The organism is Flavobacterium psychroterrae (assembly GCF_018380615.1).
Lineage (GTDB): Bacteria > Bacteroidota > Bacteroidia > Flavobacteriales > Flavobacteriaceae > Flavobacterium > Flavobacterium psychroterrae.
In genome coordinates, this window is record NZ_JAGYVZ010000001.1 from 119,194 (window position 1) to 140,535 (window position 21,342).

20 protein-coding genes are annotated in these 21,342 nt (G+C 34.8%); 3 read left to right on the top strand and 17 right to left on the bottom strand.

Features of this window, described 5'->3' with window-relative positions; genetic code table 11:
• Positions 1 to 143: 143 nt before the first annotated feature.
• Positions 144 to 1,139 carry an SLAC1 family transporter gene (locus KHA90_RS00440; protein WP_213293653.1) on the bottom strand — a complete coding sequence of 332 codons (996 nt, stop codon included), beginning with the start codon at positions 1,137 to 1,139 and terminating at the stop codon, positions 144 to 146.
• A 93-nt stretch (positions 1,140 to 1,232) separates the two neighbouring features.
• Between KHA90_RS00440 and KHA90_RS00445 the strand changes: the two genes are divergently transcribed.
• On the top strand, positions 1,233 to 2,072 hold the full coding sequence (locus tag KHA90_RS00445; RefSeq protein WP_213293655.1) for an AraC family transcriptional regulator: 840 nt from the start codon (positions 1,233 to 1,235) through the stop codon (positions 2,070 to 2,072).
• Positions 2,073 to 2,272: 200 nt separating this feature from the next.
• Positions 2,273 to 2,557, top strand: a complete 285-nt coding sequence (locus tag KHA90_RS00450) for a DoxX family protein (RefSeq protein WP_244860210.1) — start codon at positions 2,273 to 2,275, stop codon at positions 2,555 to 2,557.
• Between the two features lie 254 nt (positions 2,558 to 2,811).
• Here the strand turns inward: KHA90_RS00450 and KHA90_RS00455 are convergent, their stop codons facing one another.
• Positions 2,812 to 3,615 carry an AraC family transcriptional regulator gene (locus tag KHA90_RS00455; protein WP_213293657.1) on the bottom strand — a complete coding sequence of 268 codons (804 nt, stop codon included), beginning with the start codon at positions 3,613 to 3,615 and terminating at the stop codon, positions 2,812 to 2,814.
• A gap of 145 nt (positions 3,616 to 3,760) precedes the next feature.
• The gene (locus tag KHA90_RS00460; RefSeq protein ID WP_213293659.1) at positions 3,761 to 4,564 is read right to left on the bottom strand and encodes an SDR family oxidoreductase; all 804 of its coding nucleotides are present in this window, start codon (positions 4,562 to 4,564) and stop codon (positions 3,761 to 3,763) included.
• 231 nt (positions 4,565 to 4,795) lie between these two features.
• Between KHA90_RS00460 and KHA90_RS00465 the strand changes: the two genes are divergently transcribed.
• Positions 4,796 to 5,596 (top strand): DUF1223 domain-containing protein, encoded by an 801-nt coding sequence (locus KHA90_RS00465; RefSeq protein ID WP_213293661.1) that lies wholly within the window; start codon positions 4,796 to 4,798, stop codon positions 5,594 to 5,596.
• A 444-nt stretch (positions 5,597 to 6,040) separates the two neighbouring features.
• On the opposite strand, the gene KHA90_RS00470 is transcribed toward KHA90_RS00465, so the two are convergent.
• The 14 genes from KHA90_RS00470 to KHA90_RS00535 all read right to left on the bottom strand — a co-directional run bounded on the left by KHA90_RS00470 (position 6,041) and on the right by KHA90_RS00535 (position 21,149).
• Positions 6,041 to 6,808 (bottom strand): LytR/AlgR family response regulator transcription factor, encoded by a 768-nt coding sequence (locus KHA90_RS00470; protein ID WP_213293663.1) that lies wholly within the window; start codon positions 6,806 to 6,808, stop codon positions 6,041 to 6,043.
• Positions 6,789 to 7,805: a sensor histidine kinase gene (locus KHA90_RS00475; RefSeq protein WP_213293666.1), complete on the bottom strand. Its 1,017-nt coding sequence runs from the start codon at positions 7,803 to 7,805 to the stop codon at positions 6,789 to 6,791. The genes KHA90_RS00470 and KHA90_RS00475 overlap by 20 nt, the downstream gene beginning before the upstream one ends.
• A 416-nt stretch (positions 7,806 to 8,221) precedes the next feature.
• Complete coding sequence (locus tag KHA90_RS00480) at positions 8,222 to 8,626, bottom strand: hypothetical protein (protein ID WP_213293669.1); 405 nt, start codon at positions 8,624 to 8,626, stop codon at positions 8,222 to 8,224.
• Between the two features lie 388 nt (positions 8,627 to 9,014).
• On the bottom strand, positions 9,015 to 10,037 hold the full coding sequence (locus KHA90_RS00485) for an alpha/beta fold hydrolase (protein ID WP_244860211.1): 1,023 nt from the start codon (positions 10,035 to 10,037) through the stop codon (positions 9,015 to 9,017).
• Between the two features lie 144 nt (positions 10,038 to 10,181).
• Positions 10,182 to 10,589: a cupin domain-containing protein gene (locus tag KHA90_RS00490; protein ID WP_213293672.1), complete on the bottom strand. Its 408-nt coding sequence runs from the start codon at positions 10,587 to 10,589 to the stop codon at positions 10,182 to 10,184.
• A 193-nt stretch (positions 10,590 to 10,782) separates the two neighbouring features.
• Entirely contained in the window at positions 10,783 to 12,078 is a 1,296-nt protein-coding gene (locus tag KHA90_RS00495) for an epoxide hydrolase family protein (RefSeq protein WP_213293675.1), read from the bottom strand.
• A 566-nt stretch (positions 12,079 to 12,644) separates the two neighbouring features.
• The gene (locus KHA90_RS00500; RefSeq protein WP_213293678.1) at positions 12,645 to 13,730 is read right to left on the bottom strand and encodes an NAD(P)H-dependent flavin oxidoreductase; all 1,086 of its coding nucleotides are present in this window, start codon (positions 13,728 to 13,730) and stop codon (positions 12,645 to 12,647) included.
• An 11-nt stretch (positions 13,731 to 13,741) separates the two neighbouring features.
• A complete protein-coding gene (locus KHA90_RS00505) occupies positions 13,742 to 14,125 on the bottom strand; it encodes a nuclear transport factor 2 family protein (protein ID WP_244860212.1) in 384 nt (127 codons plus the stop codon).
• A 73-nt stretch (positions 14,126 to 14,198) separates the two neighbouring features.
• On the bottom strand, positions 14,199 to 14,933 hold the full coding sequence (locus tag KHA90_RS00510; RefSeq protein WP_213293683.1) for an SDR family NAD(P)-dependent oxidoreductase: 735 nt from the start codon (positions 14,931 to 14,933) through the stop codon (positions 14,199 to 14,201).
• A gap of 5 nt (positions 14,934 to 14,938) precedes the next feature.
• The gene (locus KHA90_RS00515; RefSeq protein ID WP_213293686.1) at positions 14,939 to 15,157 is read right to left on the bottom strand and encodes a tautomerase family protein; all 219 of its coding nucleotides are present in this window, start codon (positions 15,155 to 15,157) and stop codon (positions 14,939 to 14,941) included.
• A gap of 4 nt (positions 15,158 to 15,161) precedes the next feature.
• Complete coding sequence (locus KHA90_RS00520; RefSeq protein ID WP_213293688.1) at positions 15,162 to 15,716, bottom strand: YceI family protein; 555 nt, start codon at positions 15,714 to 15,716, stop codon at positions 15,162 to 15,164.
• A gap of 501 nt (positions 15,717 to 16,217) precedes the next feature.
• The gene (locus tag KHA90_RS00525; RefSeq protein WP_213293690.1) at positions 16,218 to 16,787 is read right to left on the bottom strand and encodes a Crp/Fnr family transcriptional regulator; all 570 of its coding nucleotides are present in this window, start codon (positions 16,785 to 16,787) and stop codon (positions 16,218 to 16,220) included.
• A 682-nt stretch (positions 16,788 to 17,469) separates the two neighbouring features.
• Positions 17,470 to 19,929, bottom strand: coding sequence for a hypothetical protein (locus KHA90_RS00530; RefSeq protein WP_213293692.1), 2,460 nt, complete (start codon positions 19,927 to 19,929; stop codon positions 17,470 to 17,472).
• A 476-nt stretch (positions 19,930 to 20,405) separates the two neighbouring features.
• The gene (locus KHA90_RS00535) at positions 20,406 to 21,149 is read right to left on the bottom strand and encodes an SDR family oxidoreductase (protein ID WP_213293694.1); all 744 of its coding nucleotides are present in this window, start codon (positions 21,147 to 21,149) and stop codon (positions 20,406 to 20,408) included.
• Positions 21,150 to 21,342: the final 193 nt, after the last annotated feature.

Below are 21,342 nucleotides of genomic sequence, written 5' to 3' on the forward strand. Positions count from 1 at the left end.
TCACGTCAACGAAACCTAATCCTGCTTTCAATTATAGCCTAAGGCATCGACCTTGCGATGCCGATTGTAATAATGTATTACATTCCCAAAATTCCCACGGTTGAAACCGTAGGAACTGTTTATAATGATAAATTCCAGCATTTTTATTTGGGATAATAATTTCCTTTCAATACCAATTTAACTGATCCTATTGCAACTCCCAAAACGACAATATTCATTATACAAAATATAATTATTGCCAATATTGAAACAGTAAAATCATTTGTTTTTAAAGCAAAAATAGAAAGCCCTTGAGATAAAGTTGCAATCCCAAAAGTATAGGCCCAATATCCGGGCGCAAAAGCTTGTTCTTTAAGCCATTTTATAGCAAAAGTTATGGCGACAAAAATGAACAAAGCATATCCCATTAAGCCATAAACAATTGGAATACTTAAATTTTCTCCAGCCAAAACCTGATAAGCGACAAACAATATTACTGCTGGTGCCATATAAATTCCCATAAAATTTCTGGTTTTGGCACCCAATCCACCAACAGTTAATTGTTGTGTAATTACCGAATCCATGATCAGCCATGAAATAGTTCCAATTCCCAGAAGTACATATCCGTAATTGCTATATCCTAATAATCCTGCAGCAAGGGCATTTACTAAAATACTTGCAGTGAATGTCAGAAATAATGATGGCGTTGTTTGTTCGGTTTGGCGTTCTTGTATCCACAAACCCGAAAGTTTATAAGCTCCGTAAATAAGATTTAAAACAGATCCTATCCAAAACAAAGTAATCGCAATTGGCAAACTATAAACATGAATTGCAATTGCCATTAATATGATAGATTCAGGAATTAAAGCGAGAAATGAGGATTGAACGGGATCATTGAATTCATTTACGGCTAATTTTTTATGCTGAATCCATTTATTGCAATAAAGCAATAACCACCATAAAAAAGAAATTATAGCTAATCCTTCAAAAATTTCACCAATATAGGAAGGTAAATTCCATAATGAAGTTGCATTTCTCCAGGCATTTCCTGTTTCTGCCAATCCTAACGTCATGGCGAAAAAAGATGCGGGTGCAACTGGCAGTGTAATCATTTGTTTTTGAAACTGTTGTTTCTCGGTTTTGTTTATGATTTTGTCCATTATTAAAATATTTGATTTAACTTTGAGCAAAATTATACTGATTTAACCATTTTATAATTGTAATATCATTCGTTAATTTAGTAATATGTTGTTATGATAAAAACCAATTTATATCTTCCGTACGAAGTTATTTTTAAAGAAATAAACGAATCACTACAGACCAAAGTGGGTAATAATTTCTTTGAATTGCTTTATATTGTTTCGGGAACAGGCATTCAAACCATCAACGAAAATCGATTATCGTATGAACCTGGACATCTTTTTTTGATCACGCCTCAGGATTCTCATTCATTAGAAATCAAAAGTCCAACGACTATTTTCCAGTTGCGTTTTACGGATATTTACATTAAAAACGGACCTTTTACGTCAAACAATCTTTACAAGCTTGAATATATATTGCAGCATGCGCATCATCAGCCCGGCTGCATTTTAAAAAGAATTACAGACAAGAATCTGGTGCATCCCGTTATCGAAGCGATCAGGCATGAATATTATAATCCTACTTTGTACAATACTGAATTGATTCAGTTATTGATAAATACGCTGATTGTTATCATTGCCCGAAATATCTCTGAATATCTTCCGGAAAATATCAACAAACAATCTGACGGAAAAGCACATACATTACTTGAATATATTCAGACTCATATCTACCAGCCCGAAAAACTGAGCGTAACGGTTATGAGTGAAAAATTTGGCATTTCAGAAACTTATCTTGGCAGGTATTTTAAGAAACAAGCTAATGAAACATTACAAGACTACATCTCGAAATACCGGATAAAACTGGTCGAAAACAGACTTTTGTATAGTGATTTACGCGTAGGCGAAATTGCCAATGAATTGGGTTTTAATGATGAAAGCCATTTGAATAAAATCTTCAAAAAACACAGAGGTACTACTCCATCTGCCTTTAGAAAAAATCAGGTGAATTAAACGGTCTTTAATTCACCTGTTTTAATGCAATTACAAATCTTTATTTCTAAAATTTCTTTAATACAAAAACTTCAAAATTAAGTCAGCTTAGAGATTGTCTTATTGAAGGTTTAAATTGTCCGTTTCAGGATTTTTTCAATTTTAAATTAATGGCTTATGGCGCAAATTTGTCCTATAAATCAACTTAAAAAATAGAAATCATGACGACAAAAACAACAAAAACTATTTACTGGACAGGAATCGTTTTAACTTCTTTATGGTTTGGTGCCAGCGGTTTTTTTGAACTTACAACAAACCCTATTGTCTGGGGAATTACAAAACAACTGGGTTATCCGGAGCATTTTATTTACTTACTTGGCGTAATGAAAGTTGCCGGAGTTATCACTTTATTAATCCCAAACAAATTATTACGCTTGAAAGAATGGGTATTTGCCGGAGTATTTTTTGACATCACTTTTGCCTTCTTTTCAAAACTTGCTGTATAAGGTTTTCCAGCTACTATTGATGCTATTATTGCTTTTATAATGGTAAGTGTCACGTACATAATGTTTAGAAAACTCTATATAGGAACTTATGCGCTAAGAAATTAAGCCTTAAAAACCTTTATTATTTTAATCTCGCAAAGATGCAAAGTCGCAAAGTTTTTTTAATTAGAAATCTTGAAGCTTTTCATCTTTGCGAGAAATTTTAGTAGACGCCAGGATTAAAAAATACTTCACCTAAAACCATATCCTGAAATCTACACCAATGAGGGTGCTATACCAAAGAGTTTTTTAAATGAAATTGAGAAATGCGAATAGTCTTTAAAACCAACATCTACATAAACATCTGTGGCTTTCATTTTCTTTTTGTCTAAAAGATAATACGCTTCTTCCAGTCGTTTTTGCAATAACCAGCGATTGGGCGTTGTGCTAAAAATTTTTTCGAAATCACGTTTAAATGTTGACAGGCTTCGTCCGGTTAAATAGGCAAATTCTTCCAGACTTCCGTTGTATTGATAATGTTCGTTCATATATGCTTCAAGATCAATTTTTCCGGGTTCGCTAAAATCAAAAAGTATGTTTTTTAGTTCTGGATTTGCTTCTAAAAAAATCAAAACAGCTTCTTTTATTTTTATTTTAACCAAACTATCGCTGATGATATTTTGGTTTTCTAAATATGGCAAAAGTGAATCGATATAATTATTAAAGTGCTTATTTGGCTTTAGCCGAAATACATTTTCATGTTTATAAGAAACGGTTTTATCCAGCTGAAATTCATTCTTTAATTCAAATAAAGTTGCTGTATCAATACAAATAGAAACCGATTTATATTCTCCTCCTTCCGGCGGTTGTTTTACAAATTTACTCAGTCGGTTTCTGGCAGCAAAACGAAAATCTCCAGCCTTATACAATTCGGATTTTCCTCCAAAATAAACTTCTGAAGTTCCTGATATAATATAATCAAATACATGTTGTTTGATAAATATTTCTCCCTCGGTCGCTCTTTTTGAAGTCGCCGAATATACTATTTGAGGAATTTTTGAGTCTGTTGTGTTGGACATTTTTTGTTTCAGGTTTATTTTGTTTCAAGTTTTTTAGTCTCAGTCTCAGTCTCGGTTTTCAGCTTGATATGCACAAAACTATTATGACAAAGTTAATGCGAAATATAAAGCCCGCGACTGAGACTAAAAACCGGGACTAAAAAAATTATCCTAAAAACAATCCAGTCATTTCTTTTACAGAAGCTTCTGCTCCTATTTCTAAACGCCTATCCGACATTTGTTTAGAATCAGCTCCAGCTGTGTAATGTATCTGATCTTTTCCGTCAGTTGCGGCGTTGTAAACTACCTGGGCAATTTCTTCGGCTGTTGAACCGCTGTTTGTTGGATCCATCATACCTGTAACTACTTTCATATAATGATCCATTAATTCTTTATAAGGTTCTGCCGAAGTGATTGTTACATTCGCTGCGAATTCCGTGCGTATAAATCCCGGAGCAACCGTTTTAATTCCAATTCCGAAAGGAGCTAATTCATAACTCAATCCTTCGCTCCAGCCGTGTAAACCCCATTTTACAGCGTGGTACAAACTATCAAACGGAAAAGTAGTTAGTCCTGCAATAGAAGTTATATTGATAAAAAGACCGCTTCTTTTCTCTCGAAAATGTGGAATAAAAGCCTGTGTAACACGAATTGCACCAAGCAAATTGGTATTGGTTTGTTTTAGAAGATCATCTTCTGTAACGCTTTCTAATGGACCAATTGCGCCATATGCTTCATTATTCAAGACAACATCAATATTTCCCAGAGCAATAGCTTTTGCTACAGCCGTTTTAATTTGTTTAGGCTCTGTAATGTCGAGTGGTAAAACCGTTACTCTTTCCAGAGCTGCAAAATCTGCTTTGTCGATATTGCGCATTGTAGCAATAACATTCCATCCGTTGTTGTGAAATAAATGAACCGCAGCTTTTCCTAAACCGCTTGATGTTCCTGTGATAAAAATTGTTTTCATAAGTATATTATTTATGAAGCAAAGTTCTCCAAAACATATGCAAACCACATTGTTCTAACGTTCAACTTAAATGGTTCTAACGTTCAATTAAACATGCAAATTTTTATCCCTTAATATGTACTATTCAACAGCTATTCTGCACAGTTGGCTATTTTATTCTTACGCATCACCAATAGCAATTTTACCTTTGAATAAGATAATAGATATCAATAACTTTTAAAATAAAATATTATGAAAAATACACTTTTAATAACCACAATTATTGCATTTTCAGTACTCTTTTCTCTCAACTGTTTCATCTTTCCGGATAGTTATGAAGAACTTACCGGAAAATTAACATCCCAAAAAAACAAAATAGAAACCACTGCAAATAACGGATTTGCCGTTGTAGAACTTTTTACTTCTGAAGGATGTTCAAGCTGTCCTCCTGCTGATGAATTAATGGCGAAATTGCAAAGCGAAAACAAAGATAAAAACATCTATTTCATGGCATATCACGTAGATTATTGGGATCGTTTGGGTTGGAAAGATCAATTTAGTTCCAACGAATTTACGGTTCGCCAGCAACAATATCAAAATTGGCTGAATCTTTATGTCATGTATACGCCACAATTTATCATCAACGGTACTACAGAGTTTGCAGGTTATAACGAAACCACTCTTTCTAAAAAGATTGCTGATGCTTTGGCAATGAAAGAAACCTCAAGTCTGGAACTTAGTGCCAGATCTGATAATGATTCTTTAGAAATTAGTTTTAAAACAAATCTATCAGAGAAAAACCAAAGTTTATTGATCGCCACGGTTCAAAAAGAAGCCATTTCGAAAGTAGCACGCGGCGAAAATAAAGGAAATACTTTGCATCACGTTCAAATTGTGAGACAGCTTAAAGGTTTTACTTTAAATGAAAAAGAAGGAAATATTGCGATACAAAAACCTGCCAATTTTAATACAAAAGACTATGAGCTAATCGGTTTTATCCAAAATACTACGAGTGGAAAAATTTCAGCTACAGCGAAAGTTATTTTGCGATAGGGATTACCCACGGATTAAACAGATTTAAACGGATGTTCACTGATTATTATTTTATAATCAGTGATTCTTTATGTGCCGTTTTATTTAATGATTGTTTATTTTGCCACCTATTTCAAAAAAAAATGTTTAAATATATTCCAACTTTAGCTCAATGTCATTGAGTTGAGAGGATATATAAATTTACTTAACAGTTTAATAAAGAAAGTAATTAGAAAAATCCGTTTTTATCAGCGTTTTCGCTTTAGCGAATCAGTAAAATCAGCGTCTAATTTTGACGCTGATAAAACAGATTTACTTCGTAAAAACGCGGATAAAAACGGATTTGATCTGCAATAATTTTATTTTTTAAAAGCCTAACTTAACGACATTTAGCTAAAGCTAGAGGCAATTCATAAGAAAATAATCTTTGAAATCATTTTAATCTGTGGCATTTTAAATAATAAATTATCTGTTCTCTAACCAACTCAAAAACGCGGTTGCTTTATCTTTACCAACCAATAATTTTTCTTCTGTGGGAATCGTTAATTTGATGATGAGTTTACGTGAAAAATAATGCTCTGCTTCTCTAATGGCTGAAAAATTAACCAAATATTGTCTGTTTGTCCTAAAGAATTGCGTTTGAGATAATAGTTTATGAACTTCATCAAGAGATTGTGTGATTTGATATTCGACCTTATCGAAAGTCATAATCGTTGGCGTTTCGTTCTTGATATAAAAAAACGCAATATTCTCAGTAAGAACCGTTTGGTATTTATTGTTTTTAAAAACCAAAAAACTGCTTTTGCCTGTATTCTCGCCTGTTCTGGTTAATAAATATTCAAAATCAGGCATTGCTTTTTTATTTCTTTGAAAGAAATTCTTCAACTCACCCGCTTTTTTAATCGCCTGGGCAATGCTTTCTCTTGAAAATGGTTTCAATACATAATCGATTCCGTTAGATTTAAAAGCTTCAATAGCATAATCATCAAACGCCGTACAGAATATTACGGGCGATAAAACTTCAACATTTTTGAAGATTTCAAAACACAAACCATCTGCCAGCTGAATATCCATAAAAATAAGATCAGGCTGATCATTCTCTAAAAGATAATTTACAGCTCCGTCTATACTTTGAATATACGACAAAATTTGAGCATCTGGCCTGATACTCAATATAAGCTGACCAAGTGCTTTGGCCGTTTTTACTTCATCTTCAATTATTACGATAGTCATAAATCATGGGTATTTTTACTTTAAAAGTAGTTTCGGTTTTGTCAATTTCAATTTCCCTGTGCATCAAATGCGAAAAGCGCTGATTGATATTATCCAATCCAACTCCGGTAGACAATACGCCTCTTTTTAGTTGTATTTGATTTTCGACCACCAGGAAATCTCCTTCGGTATATAATTTAATGTGCAATGGTTTATCTAATGAAACCACATTGTGTTTGATGCAGTTTTCTATTAATAATTGTAATGTAAATGGTGGAACAGCCGAATCATATTGTCTTTTATCGACTTCGTTTTCTAAAACAAATCCGTCCTCAAAACGGGCTTTTAAAAGATAAACATAAGAATCTAAAATCTGAAGTTCTTCTTTTAGCGGAATTAAATCAAGCTTTCTGCTTTCGAGCGTAAAACGATAAAAATCAGATAATTTCAGAATAAAATCAGAACTCTGCGGATCCTGAATATCCACCATCGACTTTAAAGTATTCAAACTGTTAAACAAAAAATGCGGATTTACCTGTTGTTTTAAAAGTTCATATTGTGCGCCCAGGTTTACTGCTTTTGTTTTTTCTAATTCTATTCCCATTTGTTGGGTTTGATAGTTTTGAAAAAGCAAATGCAGGAACATATACACAATCAAATTGATTAAAACGCCTCGTAATTCAAACATGATTGGAGCATCCATTTTTGATATCTGAAAAAGTTCCTGATGTCCAATTACAAGAATAACCATTACTAAAATTCCCATAATGACACTCAGTAAAAGTTTCCAGTTGAATAAAGTTTGAGGAGTGCGTTGCGAGGAAAATTTGGGCAAACTATACATATTGTAATACCATATAAAAACCGAAAACAACAACGTAATCGAAGAGTTGATTATGATATCTCCAGGAGTAGAATCGACGTCAAATAATTTGGGAATCGAAGCAAGAATTGCCAGTGCTATAGAACTTCCCCATATTACTTTTGAGGAAACCTGAAAGCGTTTTACTTTTTCCATATTCTGTGTTTGTTTTTAATCTTGCTTTGGTAAAGATAGAATATTTTCGAAGTATTTTATATTGAATACTAGTGCTTCGATTATTAAAGAAATAGTCTTTTTTATATTAATTTGATACTTTATATAATAAATCCAAAGTATCTGATTTTCTTATATTTATAATTATTTTTTTTACCTTTTGTCAGTTTTAATAGAATTTTAATTTTAAAGTTCGTCTGCGCATTTTTGTCATTTCGAAAAAGGAGAAATCTCCGCAAGTAATTGCCTAACGGGAATCCAATCTTATAGAGTTTTTTATGGAGATTTCTCCCTGCGGTCGAAATAACAATGATTGTGGTTATTTTGTGTAAAATCCAGAGTTTTTTACACCCGTATTTTTTAAACTATAAAAGGCTTTTATTGTCATTCACAAAACCTTAAAAACTGTAAACCAATACTGTATCACTAAATAAAGCAGGTTCATCAAAAACTAACTTTTTATCGGTAAATCCCATTAAAGGATTTCCAAAGAGATCTATTTTGTCTTTATCAACCACTTTAATCATCGAAAGATTATAGCTAAAAGCACGATTGTTTTCGTTTAAAACAGTATTCCATTTTTGACTGTACAATTCAGAACGGAGATCTTTTGAAAATTTATTTAGCATAGAAATACTGTCATTTTCATTACTAATTAATTTAGAAAAAATAAAAGCTTCAAACATTTGATTATTTTGAAAATGCATTGCTTTATCTAAACTATTACTAGAATAATTTTGAGCACTAGATTTTAAAGAGAAAAAGAAAAAAGCAACGACTAAAAAGGAAAGTATTGGTTTCATAATTATTGTATTTAAGGGTTAATTGGTGTTTTAATTTTGAACAAATTTATAACGTAACCTTTAAAATAAGAAGCCTAAAAAAGGTGAAACGGACAACTTAAAAGCTGAATTGGACATGCATTAATGCAAAGTATTTTTTATGCTTTTTAGAAACAAAGATGTTTTTTGAATTACGTTTTGTCAAATAATCGCGCAAAGACGCCAAGTCGCAAAGAAAAATACGCTAAAAAGCTAAACTTTGCGACTTGGCGTCTTTGCGCGAAAATAAATCTTCTTAAAGCCTAAGAGCGCAAAGCTTTGTGTGCTTTATTCAGTAAACACTTTTTAAATAAACTTTAGCGGACTTTGCGTAAATCCTTGCCTTCTTTAATGCTAAACTTCTTTAAGGTTAAATTTTAGTAACATCCATAATCGCCTGAGCAAATGCTTTTGGATCTTCCTGCGGAACGTTGTGCCCAATTCCTTTTAGGATTCTGTGTTCGTATTTCCCTGTAAATTTATTGGCGTATGCTTTCCCGTCTATATTAGCTCCGTCGAAATCACTTGCTATGGTAATTGTTGGAACTTTAATGGCTGGTCTCGTTGCTAATTTCTTTTCTAAACTATCGTATTTAGATTCTCCAGGTTCAAGAGATTGTCTCCATCTGTAGTTGTGAATAACAATTGCAACGTGATCCGGATTGTTAAAAGACTGTGCTGTTTGATCGTAAGTTGCTTTGTCGAAATTCCATAACGGAGAAGCAATTTTCCAGATCAGTTTATTAAACTCATAAGTATTTTGGCTGTAGCCGAGTTTCCCTCTTTCGGTAGCAAAATAATATTGGTACCACCATCCTAATTCTGCCTGAGGAGGTAAAGGTTTTAAATTAGCTTCAAGATTTACCACCAGATAACCACTTACAGAAACCAATCCATTTAAACGTTCCGGCCAAAGTGCTGCCATTACTACCGCTGTTCTTGCTCCCCAATCAAATCCGCCAATAGTGGCTTTGTCTATTTTTAACGCATCCATAAAAGCAATAATATCGTTGGCTAATGCTGCTTGCTGTCCGTTTCTAAAAGTATCTTTAGAAAGAAAAGTTGTTGTTCCTGAACCTCTTAGATAAGGAGTTAATACTCTGTATCCTTTTGCAACTAAAATAGGCACGACTTCATTATAACTGTGAATGTCGTAAGGCCACCCGTGAAGCAAAATTACCGGACTTCCTGTTGAAGGTCCTGCTTCTGTATATCCTACATTCAATAAACCTGCATTGATTTGTTTTAAGGTTCCAAGCGAACTTGCTGTTTCTATTACTTTTTCTGATTGTGCATTTACAAATGTCATTGTAAAAAATAAAGCTGCAATTAAAAGCATTTTAGAAGCTATTCTATTACCGAAACTTTTTTTGTTTTTTGGTGTTGTTTTCATGATTATTATTTTTAATAGCTTGATTATTAGTTAATTTCTTCGTCAAAAGTATTCCGATAACAATCCTTATACAATTATAAAATAGTTGAAACGGACGAAGTGAAGATTGAAACGGACAAACTAAAACCTGAATATGTTAGTGATTTATTTTTTCAGTACCAGAATTGGTTTCCCTTTCTCTACAATATAAGTGGCCAATTCAGAAGCCTTGGCATTACTACTGTTTTTTGCCGAATGAAATTTTCCTGCCGGAATAAAAAGTACTTCCCCTGCTTTTAATGTCACAGGTTTTTCATCTTCAATTTGATATTCAAGAGTACCTTCTAATACATAAATAACTTCTTCTCCGGGGTGAGCATGCATTCCGAAAGCGGTATGAGCATCAAAATCTATTTTGGACTGAACCGTTTCATGTCCTGCGATACTAAGATCGTGTCGCTGCAAATCTGTACGTGTAATTCCGTTTTGTTGTGCCGATGCGTTATTTGGGATTAAAGCCATAAAAGTAAGAATGGCAATTGTGTATATACTGAAGTTTATATTTGTTTTCATATTGTTTGTTTTAAAAGATTGTGCTTAATTATTTTTAACACATAGAAACATAGTTTATTGGAATGTTTAGAAGGCGTTTCACTTAACATCAATTCACATAGCTATGTGAAGAAATCATGATTTTTTATTTTATTCTTTCTTAAAAATTAAAATCTATGTTTCTATGTGTTTAAATAATTATGTTCAACGTTTATTATTTTCTTAGTGATTTAAAAGCTGCGCGAAGTTCTTCTGTAAAAAGTTGTGGTTCTTCCCAGGAAGCAAAATGACCGCCTTTTGATACTTCATTAAAATAAATCAGGTTTTTATAAGCTTTCTCTGTCCAGCTTTTTGGCGCCTGATAGATTTCTCCAGGAAAAACAGTTACAGCAACCGGAATTTTTATGTCGTTTGTTTTTTGTTCTGCTACATTAAAGTTGTTGGTATTATTCTCCCAATACAATTGAGCCGATGAATTTGCGGTATTTGTCAACCAATACAAAGTGATATCATCCAGCATTTCGTCTTTTGTAAGTGATTTTTCGGCATTTCCTCCACTGTACGTCCATTCGTTGAATTTATCTAAAAAGAATGAAGCCAATCCTACTGGTGAATCTGTAAGTCCGTAACCTAAAGTTTGAGGACGTGTTACCATCATTCCTGCGTAACCGCCGCCTCTTGTGTATAGTTTATTAAGAGAAACAAATGCTGCTTTTTCTTTAACCGATAATCCTTCAGGAGCGGGATCTCCGTCTTTTAGAGCTTTCGCAATCTCAGCAGGAACTGTCGCCGGCATATTTACGTGAATTCCCAATAATCCTTGCGGAGCCTGGCGCGCCATAGCATCTGCAATTACAGAACCCCAATCTCCTCCTTGAGACACATATTCTTTATATCCCAAACGTTTCATTAATACGTCCCATGCATTTCCAATTTTTTCTGGTCCCCAACCTGTTCCTGTTGGTTTTTCAGAGAAACCATAACCCGGCATTGACGGAATTACAAGATCAAAAGCATCTTCAGCTTTTCCTCCGTATGCGGTAGGATCTGTCAACGGGCCGATTACTTTTAAAAGTTCAAAGAAAGATCCCGGCCAACCGTGAGTGATTACTAATGGTAATGCATTTTTATGTTTTGATTTAATGTGAATGAACTGAATATCTAATCCATCGATATTGGTTACAAATTGAGGTAATGCATTCAGTTTAGCTTCGGTTTTACTCCAGTCGTAAGTTGTTCCCCAATATTTTACAAGACCTTGAATTTGTTGCAGTTTAACTCCTTGTGATTGGTCTGTAACGGTTTCCTTATCCGGCCATCTTGTTGCGTTTACACGAGTACGAAGATCTATTAAGGCTTCTTGCGAAATACTAATATGATACGGACGAATTGCTTCTGAGTCTGTTTTAGTTTGTTTTTTCTGTCCGAAACTTGTTGCTGCGATCAGCATAAACGTTCCTGTTGCAATTGCGTTTAAGAAGCTGCGTTTGTTTTTTTGAATTGTTTTCATTTTGATTATAAATTTTGTTATTGTGATTAATTTCTTTGTCAAAAGTATATCGACAATACGCGGTTTAAAATCAGTAAATAGTCAAAACGGACGAAGTCGATGCCGAAACGGACATTCTCAAACTTAAAAATTTTATAATATTTGGATTTTGTAGAATTTCCTTTTAAAATCAAATTATATGGAAGAAAAAGGGATTTTGCATTCTATACTATAAGTAAGAAACAATTCGATGAATTATATAAATAGAACAATACAAATTTACCTATAAATAAAAGCACTTTATTTTTAATGATTTACTAACTGCTTTTTAATAAGTTTTTGTGAATGTATTTCTTATGAGTGTTCATATAGAAACATAGATTAAAAAATAACTACAGATAAAGGATTAAAAAAAAATGTTTCACGCAGATTTTAAAAAGATTATAGCAGATTTAATTCAAGATAATCATCTGCGCACATCTGCTTAAATCTTTTTAAAATCTGCGTGAAAAAATTGACACCTAATAGTCTATAATAAAAAAGCCTGATCACATAACCAGGCTTCGTAAATTTATTTCTTTATTATTCTAAGCTTTCAAATCATCAAAATAAGTTGTTGTTTCTTCAATCAAAGAATGCATCAGTTCTTTGGCTTTGGTATGTTTTAAAATGGGTGCAATTTGTCCTCCCCAAAATAAGATCATATCCCATTTTTGCTGATCAAGAGCTGCTTTTCGTAATGGTGATATCAGCGTAGTCTGTAATGGAAACGGCAGAATATTTTCTTCTTTTCCAATCATTTCCTTTGCTATTCTGCTAGTTATTCCGCGTCCGATTCTGCCTGTATAGGCGCGTGATAAAGTGGTGTATTTTGCTGCGTCTGAGAATAACATTTCTCTATGAATTGGTAATGCGTTTGATTCATCGGTGGCAAGAAATGCGGTTCCAATCTGGGCGGCATCTGCGCCTAAAGCTAATGCTGCTGCAACGCCTTTTCCGTTAGCAATTCCGCCGGCAGCGATAACCGGAATTTTTACTTTTTCGCGAATGAGTTGCAGTAATACAAAAGTTCCGGTTAAGGAAGATTCGGCGGAAGCCAAAAACGAAGGTCGGTGTCCGCCTGCTTCAAAACCTGATGCGATGATCATATCTACACCTGAATTTTCCAGAAAGACAGCTTCGTCTAAAGTTGTTGCTGCGCCAACCGTTACAATTCCTGCTCTTCGGCATTGTTCTAAAACATCAGCAGAAAGTGCTCCAAACATAAAACTGAATACTTTAGGTTTTATATCTAAAATTACTTCTAACTGATTTTCAAATCTGGAATGAAACGGAGCTGGTTTTTCCGGTAATGGGATTCCAACTTCATCAAAATAGGGTTTATATTGTTCGATGGTTTTTGCAAACTTTTCATCGGTCAAACCTCCTTCGGGTATGTCATGATCAGACACCCATAAATTAATGTTATACGGTTTATCTGTTGCTGCTTTTAATTGTTTGTCTACCTCATAAATTTCCTGAGGAGACATGGTGTAAGCACCGTATCCACCAAGTCCTCCGGCGTTTGATACCGCAGCAGTAAGTTCTACCGTTGATAAATTCCCGCCAAATGGCCCCTGCATTATCGGGTAATCAATACCCAATAATTCTGTAGCTTTTGTATTGTACCACATTGCTATATTGTTTAATGTTGTTCGCTTGTATCGGTCAACATTTTATTGACGATAAGCCATTTTCCGTTAATCTTATGGAAAGATAAAAAATCCCGATAATTAAAGTCGTACATTTTTACATTAATTTCTGCCGTAGCAATTGAATTTACTACGGAAATCTTCAAAATTTCACCTTTAAAAGGTTTTCCCGAATCTTTAGGACTTTGTCTGTTTTTGACTCCATCCAAATAAAGATCTACCGTTTTAAAATAAGGCTGTCCTTTTATATCTCCAAAAAGTAAAGCGCTTTCATAAAAAATGCTTCCTAAACGTCTTTCGTCTCCTTCGTAAATTCCTTTAAAATAATAATTTTCTAATGCATCAGTAATTGCTGACACGTCTGTCTGATTTTCCATTTTAGTATTATTTTGAGCTTTTATGCCCTGTAAGATACAGAGCATAAAAGCAATTAATAAAATAGTTTTCAACTTAATTTAAATTATGTCCTGCGCCTTTACCACCATCAACATTGATGATTGAAACGGTAATAAAAGTGCTTTTTGCAACAGTATACACCATTTCGGCTACGTCATCGACCTCTCCTACTCTGTTCAAGAGATGCAAACCAGCACTCAGATCAGATTTGTCACCGTGCATTGGCGTACGAATAACACCCGGAGCAACAGTATTGACACGAATATTTTGTCTACCAAATTCGGCCGCTAACTGAATCGTTAAGGCATGAATTGCACCTTTACTTGAAACAGGTGCCGAAGCCGGCCATCCGCCTAATCCGTGGTTTACTAATGGGGTTCCTATATTGATTACGACACCATCTTTTTGTTTCAACATCTGCGAAATAGCCGATTGCGTAGTAAAATAAGTTCCTTTAAAGTTTGTTGTCAAAAATTTATCCAGATAGGCTTCGTCAACTTCAAGGAATGGTTTGCTGTCAAAAATTCCGGCGTTATTTACCAATACGTCTACAGAACCAAATTTTTCTAAAGCGATTTTTACTAATTGTTCTCCGGTTTGTTTGTTGCTTACATCTCCGGCAAACATTGCAAGGTTATCTCCTGCGCCAAATTCATTATAGGTTTTTTCTAATGAAGATGGAGTTACGGAGTTGATGACCACATTATCGCCCCTGTCCAAAAAATATTTGGCGATTCCTTTTCCGATTCCCGAAGCTGCTCCGGTAACGATTATCGTTTGTTTTTTCATGATATTTATTTTTTATCGGCTGTAATGCCTTTTTCTCTTAATACTGATACTTGTTCTCCTGCGTAACCCCAATCGTCCAGTTCTATTTCCTGAATTACAACATGAGTTAAATGCGGATCTTTGTTCAATACATCGGTAATCAAATTGGTAATTCCGCTTATTAATTGTTGTTTTTGCTCGCGGGTTACACCTTCGCGGGTTAACTCTAATTTTACGTAAGGCATGGCTTTAGTTTTTAGATTGTGCAGAAAATATCGCTTCGGCTGTGATCGTAAAATCTAAATCGAAGTCATTATAAATCAAGGTGTCTCCTAAATCAACAAAGAAGTTTCCAGAACGGAATTTGATATCGTATTTAGTACGATCGATAACCAATTTACCAGTAAGAACAATTTTGTTTCCGTCATTTTTTACCTGTGCTTCAAACCCAACAAGATGTGTGATATCTTTTATAGTCAGATTTCCTTCAAGGTGATAAGTGTTGTTTGAAATTTCTTTTACAGTTAGAATATCAAGTTTTGCTGTTGGAAATTTTTCAATAGAGAAAAAATCATCCGAAGCCAAATGTCCTGCAAATTGTGCATTTGTTGCAGAATCTGTAACATCAAGTATTTTTATTGAAGTGGTGTCGATGATAATCTTTCCACTATTTATTTTTCCATCATTCAGGATGAAATAACCTTCTTTGATACCAATTGTACCATTATGTGCACCGGTAACTTTTCTACCAGTCCAATCGATTTGGCTGTTTGCGCTTACGATTTTAAAATTTGTTGTTTCCATTTTTATTGTATTTAAAAGTACAGTACAAAGGAACGGCGGGTATGGAAATTGGTTACGTGATGTAGATCACATTCTTTTTTGAGACGCAAAGAGGCAAAGGTTTTTGTTTCACGATTTATTCTTAATCGCGCAAAGCCGCAGACGCGCAAAGTTTTCTTATCTAATGGAATTTTTTAATTGCGGAAAGGTGCAAAAGTTTTTGTTTCACGCAAATTTTAAAAAGATTTAAGCAAATTTGAACAGATTTTTTTAAATCACGTTAAATTTATTTTAGATCGATTTCTATTCTCATTTTTGTCATCCTGAGGAACGAAGGATCACACTCGTGATTCTACAAAGATTGGCGATTATAGATTGCGGAGTTTCTCGTGTGATCTCCTCCTTCGTCGAGATGACAAACTACACGAAAAAACACAAACCAAATAATCTCTGCGTTTATCTGCTTAAATCTTTTTAAAATCTGCGTGAAACAAAATCATTTTTTACTTTGACTTAAAAAAATTACGAGTTAAGTCTGCTTAAAGTTTCTCTTGAAACGCCCAGATAAGCGGCAATTAAATGTTTAGGAACTAAATTATAAAGTTGCGGGTATAATGCCAAAAGTTCTTCGTAACGGGTTTTGACATTGTTATTCATAAAAGATAAAAGCCTTTTTTGGGAAGCGATATAACCTTTGTTGGTTCTCCAACGGAAAAAATGTTCGATTTGATGAAATTCACTGCACAATTTTTCGCGATCGCTGTTGCTCAGGCAAAGTAATTCAACATCAGAGATGCAATCTACATTTATGGTTGCGGGAGTCTGATTATACAAAGCGCTATAATCTGACGTCCACCAGGTTGGCATGGCAAATTGCAGAATGTACATTTTGATCTCGTCATTGATAAAAAAAGCTTTCAGACAACCGGAAATTACAAAATATTCGCAATCAACTTTGTCTCCTTCGCTGATAATGGTTTGCCCTTTTTTGAATGATAACGCTTTAAAATGCGAAAAGAAATAATCGAATTCCTCCTCTGTCAACGAAGCGGTTTTGGCAATGTGTTGTTGTAGTATTTCTTTGGATTCCATTCTTTAAGGTACAAAGGTTTTTCTTTAAAGGTACAAAGGTTCAGAGTGGCAAAGGTACAAAGGTTTTCTTTTTAAGTGGCTAAGGTTCTAAGTTGCTAAGTTTCTGATTTTTTTTTGGGAGGTTCAAAGAGGCAGAGGTTTTTTCTTTAAAGTGGCTAAGGTTCTGAGATGCTGCGTTTCTGAGTTTTTTTTGGGAGGTTCAAAGGGATAAAGTTTTTTTATATTATGTATTTCTTATGAAAATGAGTGCCTAGCCCTGATAGAAGCCTACCATCTGGACACAAATATTATTAATCAATTTTGAACACGAATTTCACGAATTTGCACAAATTTTAATAGGTTAATTTAGTTTGTGAAATTAATTCCACAAACTAAATTAGTGTCAATTAGTGAAATTCGTGTTTGTTTTGTACTTGTGTCCAGACGGTAGGATAGAAGCGGTATCCTTTTTCTTGCTCCTTTAGCAAGGAAAAGATACAAGCGAATAGCAGGAAATTGCTCCTCATAAAAAATAAATTCCAATTCCAAAACTTCGTAATAAATTCCGAATTCCAATTGAAAAGTCTTTAATAACTACGTTATTTTATGATGATTATGGTTTTGTGATAAATAAAAAATCAGGGAACAATATTATAAATGTCGTCCCTGATTTTTTTATCTGTTTAAAGTAAATTTAGAAGACTTATCTTCTTCCTCTAAATCCACCGCCGCCTCTAAAATTACCGCCGCCCAAACGGTTTCCTTCTCTTTGAATATTTTGAAAATTACGGGTTTGCGATTCTCCACGATCCCTCGCAAATGCAAAACGATCAAGATCATTCGTAATATCAGGACGACCTGCTTCTCCCAATGGTTTGTCGCGTTGTCCAAGAGTTTGATTGGCTTTTGGGAAATTATCACGCTGGATTCCATCACCTAAACGAGTTGCGCCTCTAAGGTTTTGTTCCGGTTTAGGCAAGTTATCACGTTTGATTCCTTCGCCGGCATGTGTTGCTCCGCCCAGTGTCTGATTGGGTTTATTGCGCTCAATGGCTGAACCTGGATTTTTTGCTGAGCCAAGTTTACCGGCTTGTGTCCATCCTCCGTTGCCATTGTTATAGTGACTCCAGTTTCCGGCAGCGTCTTTTTTATAAACATGTCCGTCGTGTCCGGCATACAAATTATTGTTGGTATGAATGGTTGTTCCTCCTCCTCTGCGGTGTGTAATTACACCTTCTTTACCTCCGGAAGTTTCGTAACCAACTGCCGTACCGCGTCTTGTAGTAACATGTCCGGACTGTACCCACTGACGGCCATTTGTAGCTGCGGAATGTCCCCATTGTGCATACGCATTATGTCCCTGATTGGTTCTGGCGTAATTTCCTGTCCACGGATTATAAGAACTTGCTGCTGTGCGCCCTCCATACCAGCCTTGTACACTTGCAGAGCGACCGTATCTTCCTGTAGCGGGATTATACCAGGCAGATGTTCCGGCAGCACCGTAAGGTCCGTAAACGCTCCTTCCGGCCGCCCAACCTCCAGTCCATGGATTATAAACTGCTCCACCTCCGTATGAATAAGGCCAAGGTCGATAAATGGGATATAAACCTCCATAATATACATATGGCGGATAGTAAAATCCTGTACCATAAGTCAATATAGCGCCTACAGTAGCACCAATAATAAAGGCACCAAAATAACCGGCTGTTGTACTGCTTGATACGGTTGTATCTGTTGTTGTTTGAGTAACATAGGTTACATTGTATACGGGAGAACTTGGCGGAATGGTATAGATTTCTTTAGGAACAGAATCAGCTGTTTTCCATGGTCCGTTAGGGCTTGTTGACATGAACCAAACTGCCTGAAAACACAAATAATACAAATCGCCTACTTTTATGACCTTGTCCTGAGTGTTGCTTGCATATTGCATTTTTGTTCCTTCGATAGGCTTGAACTGTGGTGTTCCGTCGTAGGTCACTTTGGCTTTGGCTTCTGCGTCGGCTTTGTTTATGATGGCTGTTGTAGGAACCTGAGCCAGCATAACAGCATCTCTGGCTTCCTGAGTTCCCGGTACGGAGGCTAATACATTTGCTCTTGGCGAATCTTTTGGAATTTTGGCAAAATCAGCCGGCAGGTTATTTCCTGCGTATGCCCACGGTCCTGTTAATGCTGCAGATTTAAACCATCTTCCGGATAACAACACATAATATTGACCATCGTCTTCGCTGGCAAAAATATCATTTTCGGTATTGTCGATGTATAAAAGTTTAGTTCCTTCTATTTTAATGAATTTCGGGTTTCCGTTTATCGCAATTAACTCAGCGGGTTTGTTGCTGTAGAAAACTTGCGGAGCTGTGCCTCCTGATGGTGGCGGAATCACTTTTTTGACATCATCAAAATTTTGACCTGATGGAAGATTACTCAAACCAGAAGGCAGTTTAGTGGTTTTTACCCATTTTCCGTCGAGTGTTTTTGAGGTAATCCAGATATTATCGGCCAGCAAATAGTAGTCTTTTGTTGTTTTATCTAAAAACAAATCCCAATTAGTATTGACCACATATTGAATATCTGTTTTTTCTACGGGCACTAAAACCGGTTCTCCCTGCACAATGAGTAAAACTGCCGGATTTGTACTGTAGAAAATCGCAGGCGGATCGTTTTTACCGGAAATTCCTTTAGCAGGACTTTTGGTTTGGTTTAAATCTGCCACAATACGATCTACCGAAATAGGATCACCTCCTTTGGGCAATGTTTCCTTAAAAAGCTTTTCCATTTCAGGAATTTTTTTTTCATCGAGGGCAGGAAATCTGACATCGGTTACCTGAACATTTTTGAAAAATACGTTTCTGTTATCTTTGTCTACTAATGTCTCCGCTTTTAAAGAAGCTACTCCCAGAACTTGTTTACCATCTTTTGGCGTTAGTGAAAAGGCTAATCTTGCCGTAATTTCTTTATAATCTTTCCAATCATCAACCTGAGGCTGATAATAAACTAATTTTGTGCCATTATTTGCCGTTTCGCGTGGCCAGCCATCATCGGTAAGTGAATCAGAGGAAGCAGATTGAACTGTCTCCGAAGCAGATTGATCCTGCTTTTTATCTTTCTTGCATGAGAAAAACATTGAACTAAAACAAAGTACAATTATTAGAAAAGCCTTTTTCATAAATTAAAAAATTAGATTATATTTTTTGAAAAAATCATTTTGTCGATATTCCGAAAAAATTGTTGTCTAAAATTAAGTTTACGAGAATTATAAATCTAATAATCATTCGTTTCGTTTGTTTCAAATTGTAATATGAAACCAAAAAAGTAAATAAACAGATTTAAATTCCAAATTTTTAAAATTCCAAATTCCAATTGCAGAAAACTTCTCCCGATAACTATTGAGATCCCTCAAGGCAATGTCATTAACTTAAAGGGGAAATCTATAAAATTATCTAACAGTTTAATCAAGAAAGTAATTAGAAATATCCGTTTTTATCAGCGTTTTCGCTTTAGCGAATCAGTAAAATCAGCGTCTAATTTTGACACCGATAAAAACGGATTTAATTTGTAATAATTTTATTTTAAAAGATTATCTTAATAACATTGCGCTGAGGGCGGCAAAAGGAAAAAATCTTTGAACCTGTGAACCATTTCTTAACTCAAAACCATTCCCCCATCCATAATAAAATCGGCTCCGGTAATGAATTTTGCGGCATCGCTGCTTAGGTATGCAACCATTTTGGCAACGTCTTCTGAGGTTCCCATTTGTTTCAGAGGAATATTTTCTACAATGGCGTCCATCATTGTTTTTACTGCTTCTTCATCCATACCCATTTTTTTCATTATTTCTGTTTCTGTCGGACTAGGACTAACGGAATTTACTCTGATTTTTCGTGGAGCTAATTCTAAAGCGGCAATTTTCATAACTGAATTTAGAGCCGTTTTACTGGAAGAATATATTGAAGTTCCGGCATAACTCATATTTGCTGTATTTGAAGAAAGAAATACTACTGAAGCGCCATTTTTCAAAATTGGGATAAATTTACTTAAGGTGAAATAAGCACCTCTAAAATTGATATTCATGATACTGTCAAATAAGGCTTCGGTTGCTTCTTCAATTGTTCCTTTATTGGTAATTCCTGCGTTTACAAATAAAATATCAACTTGACCAAAATCTTCTTTTACTTTTGATGCCAGCTTTTCGATGTCCGAAACACTGGATTGATCAGCAACAATAGCTGTAACTCCCAATTCTGAAGCTGCTTTTTCGATTGCTTCTTTTCTGCGTCCGGTAATGATAACGGGTGCACCCTGCTCTTTTAATTGTTTGGCTGTTGCATAACCAATACCGCTATTTCCGCCTGTAATTACGGCAACTTTATTTTTTAAATCGTCCATTTTTTATGTATTTAAATTAATGGTACAAAGTTAAATGGGAAAACATATTGCTTTTTAAGAGGTATCATGGAGTATACTTAAATGTTTTTTTTTACCATATAAGTGATATAAGTTCATTTAAATGGGAATGGTTAATGAGCTGGTTATTAATTATTAATAAAACAGGAACACTAATAAAACAATTTCTTATAAT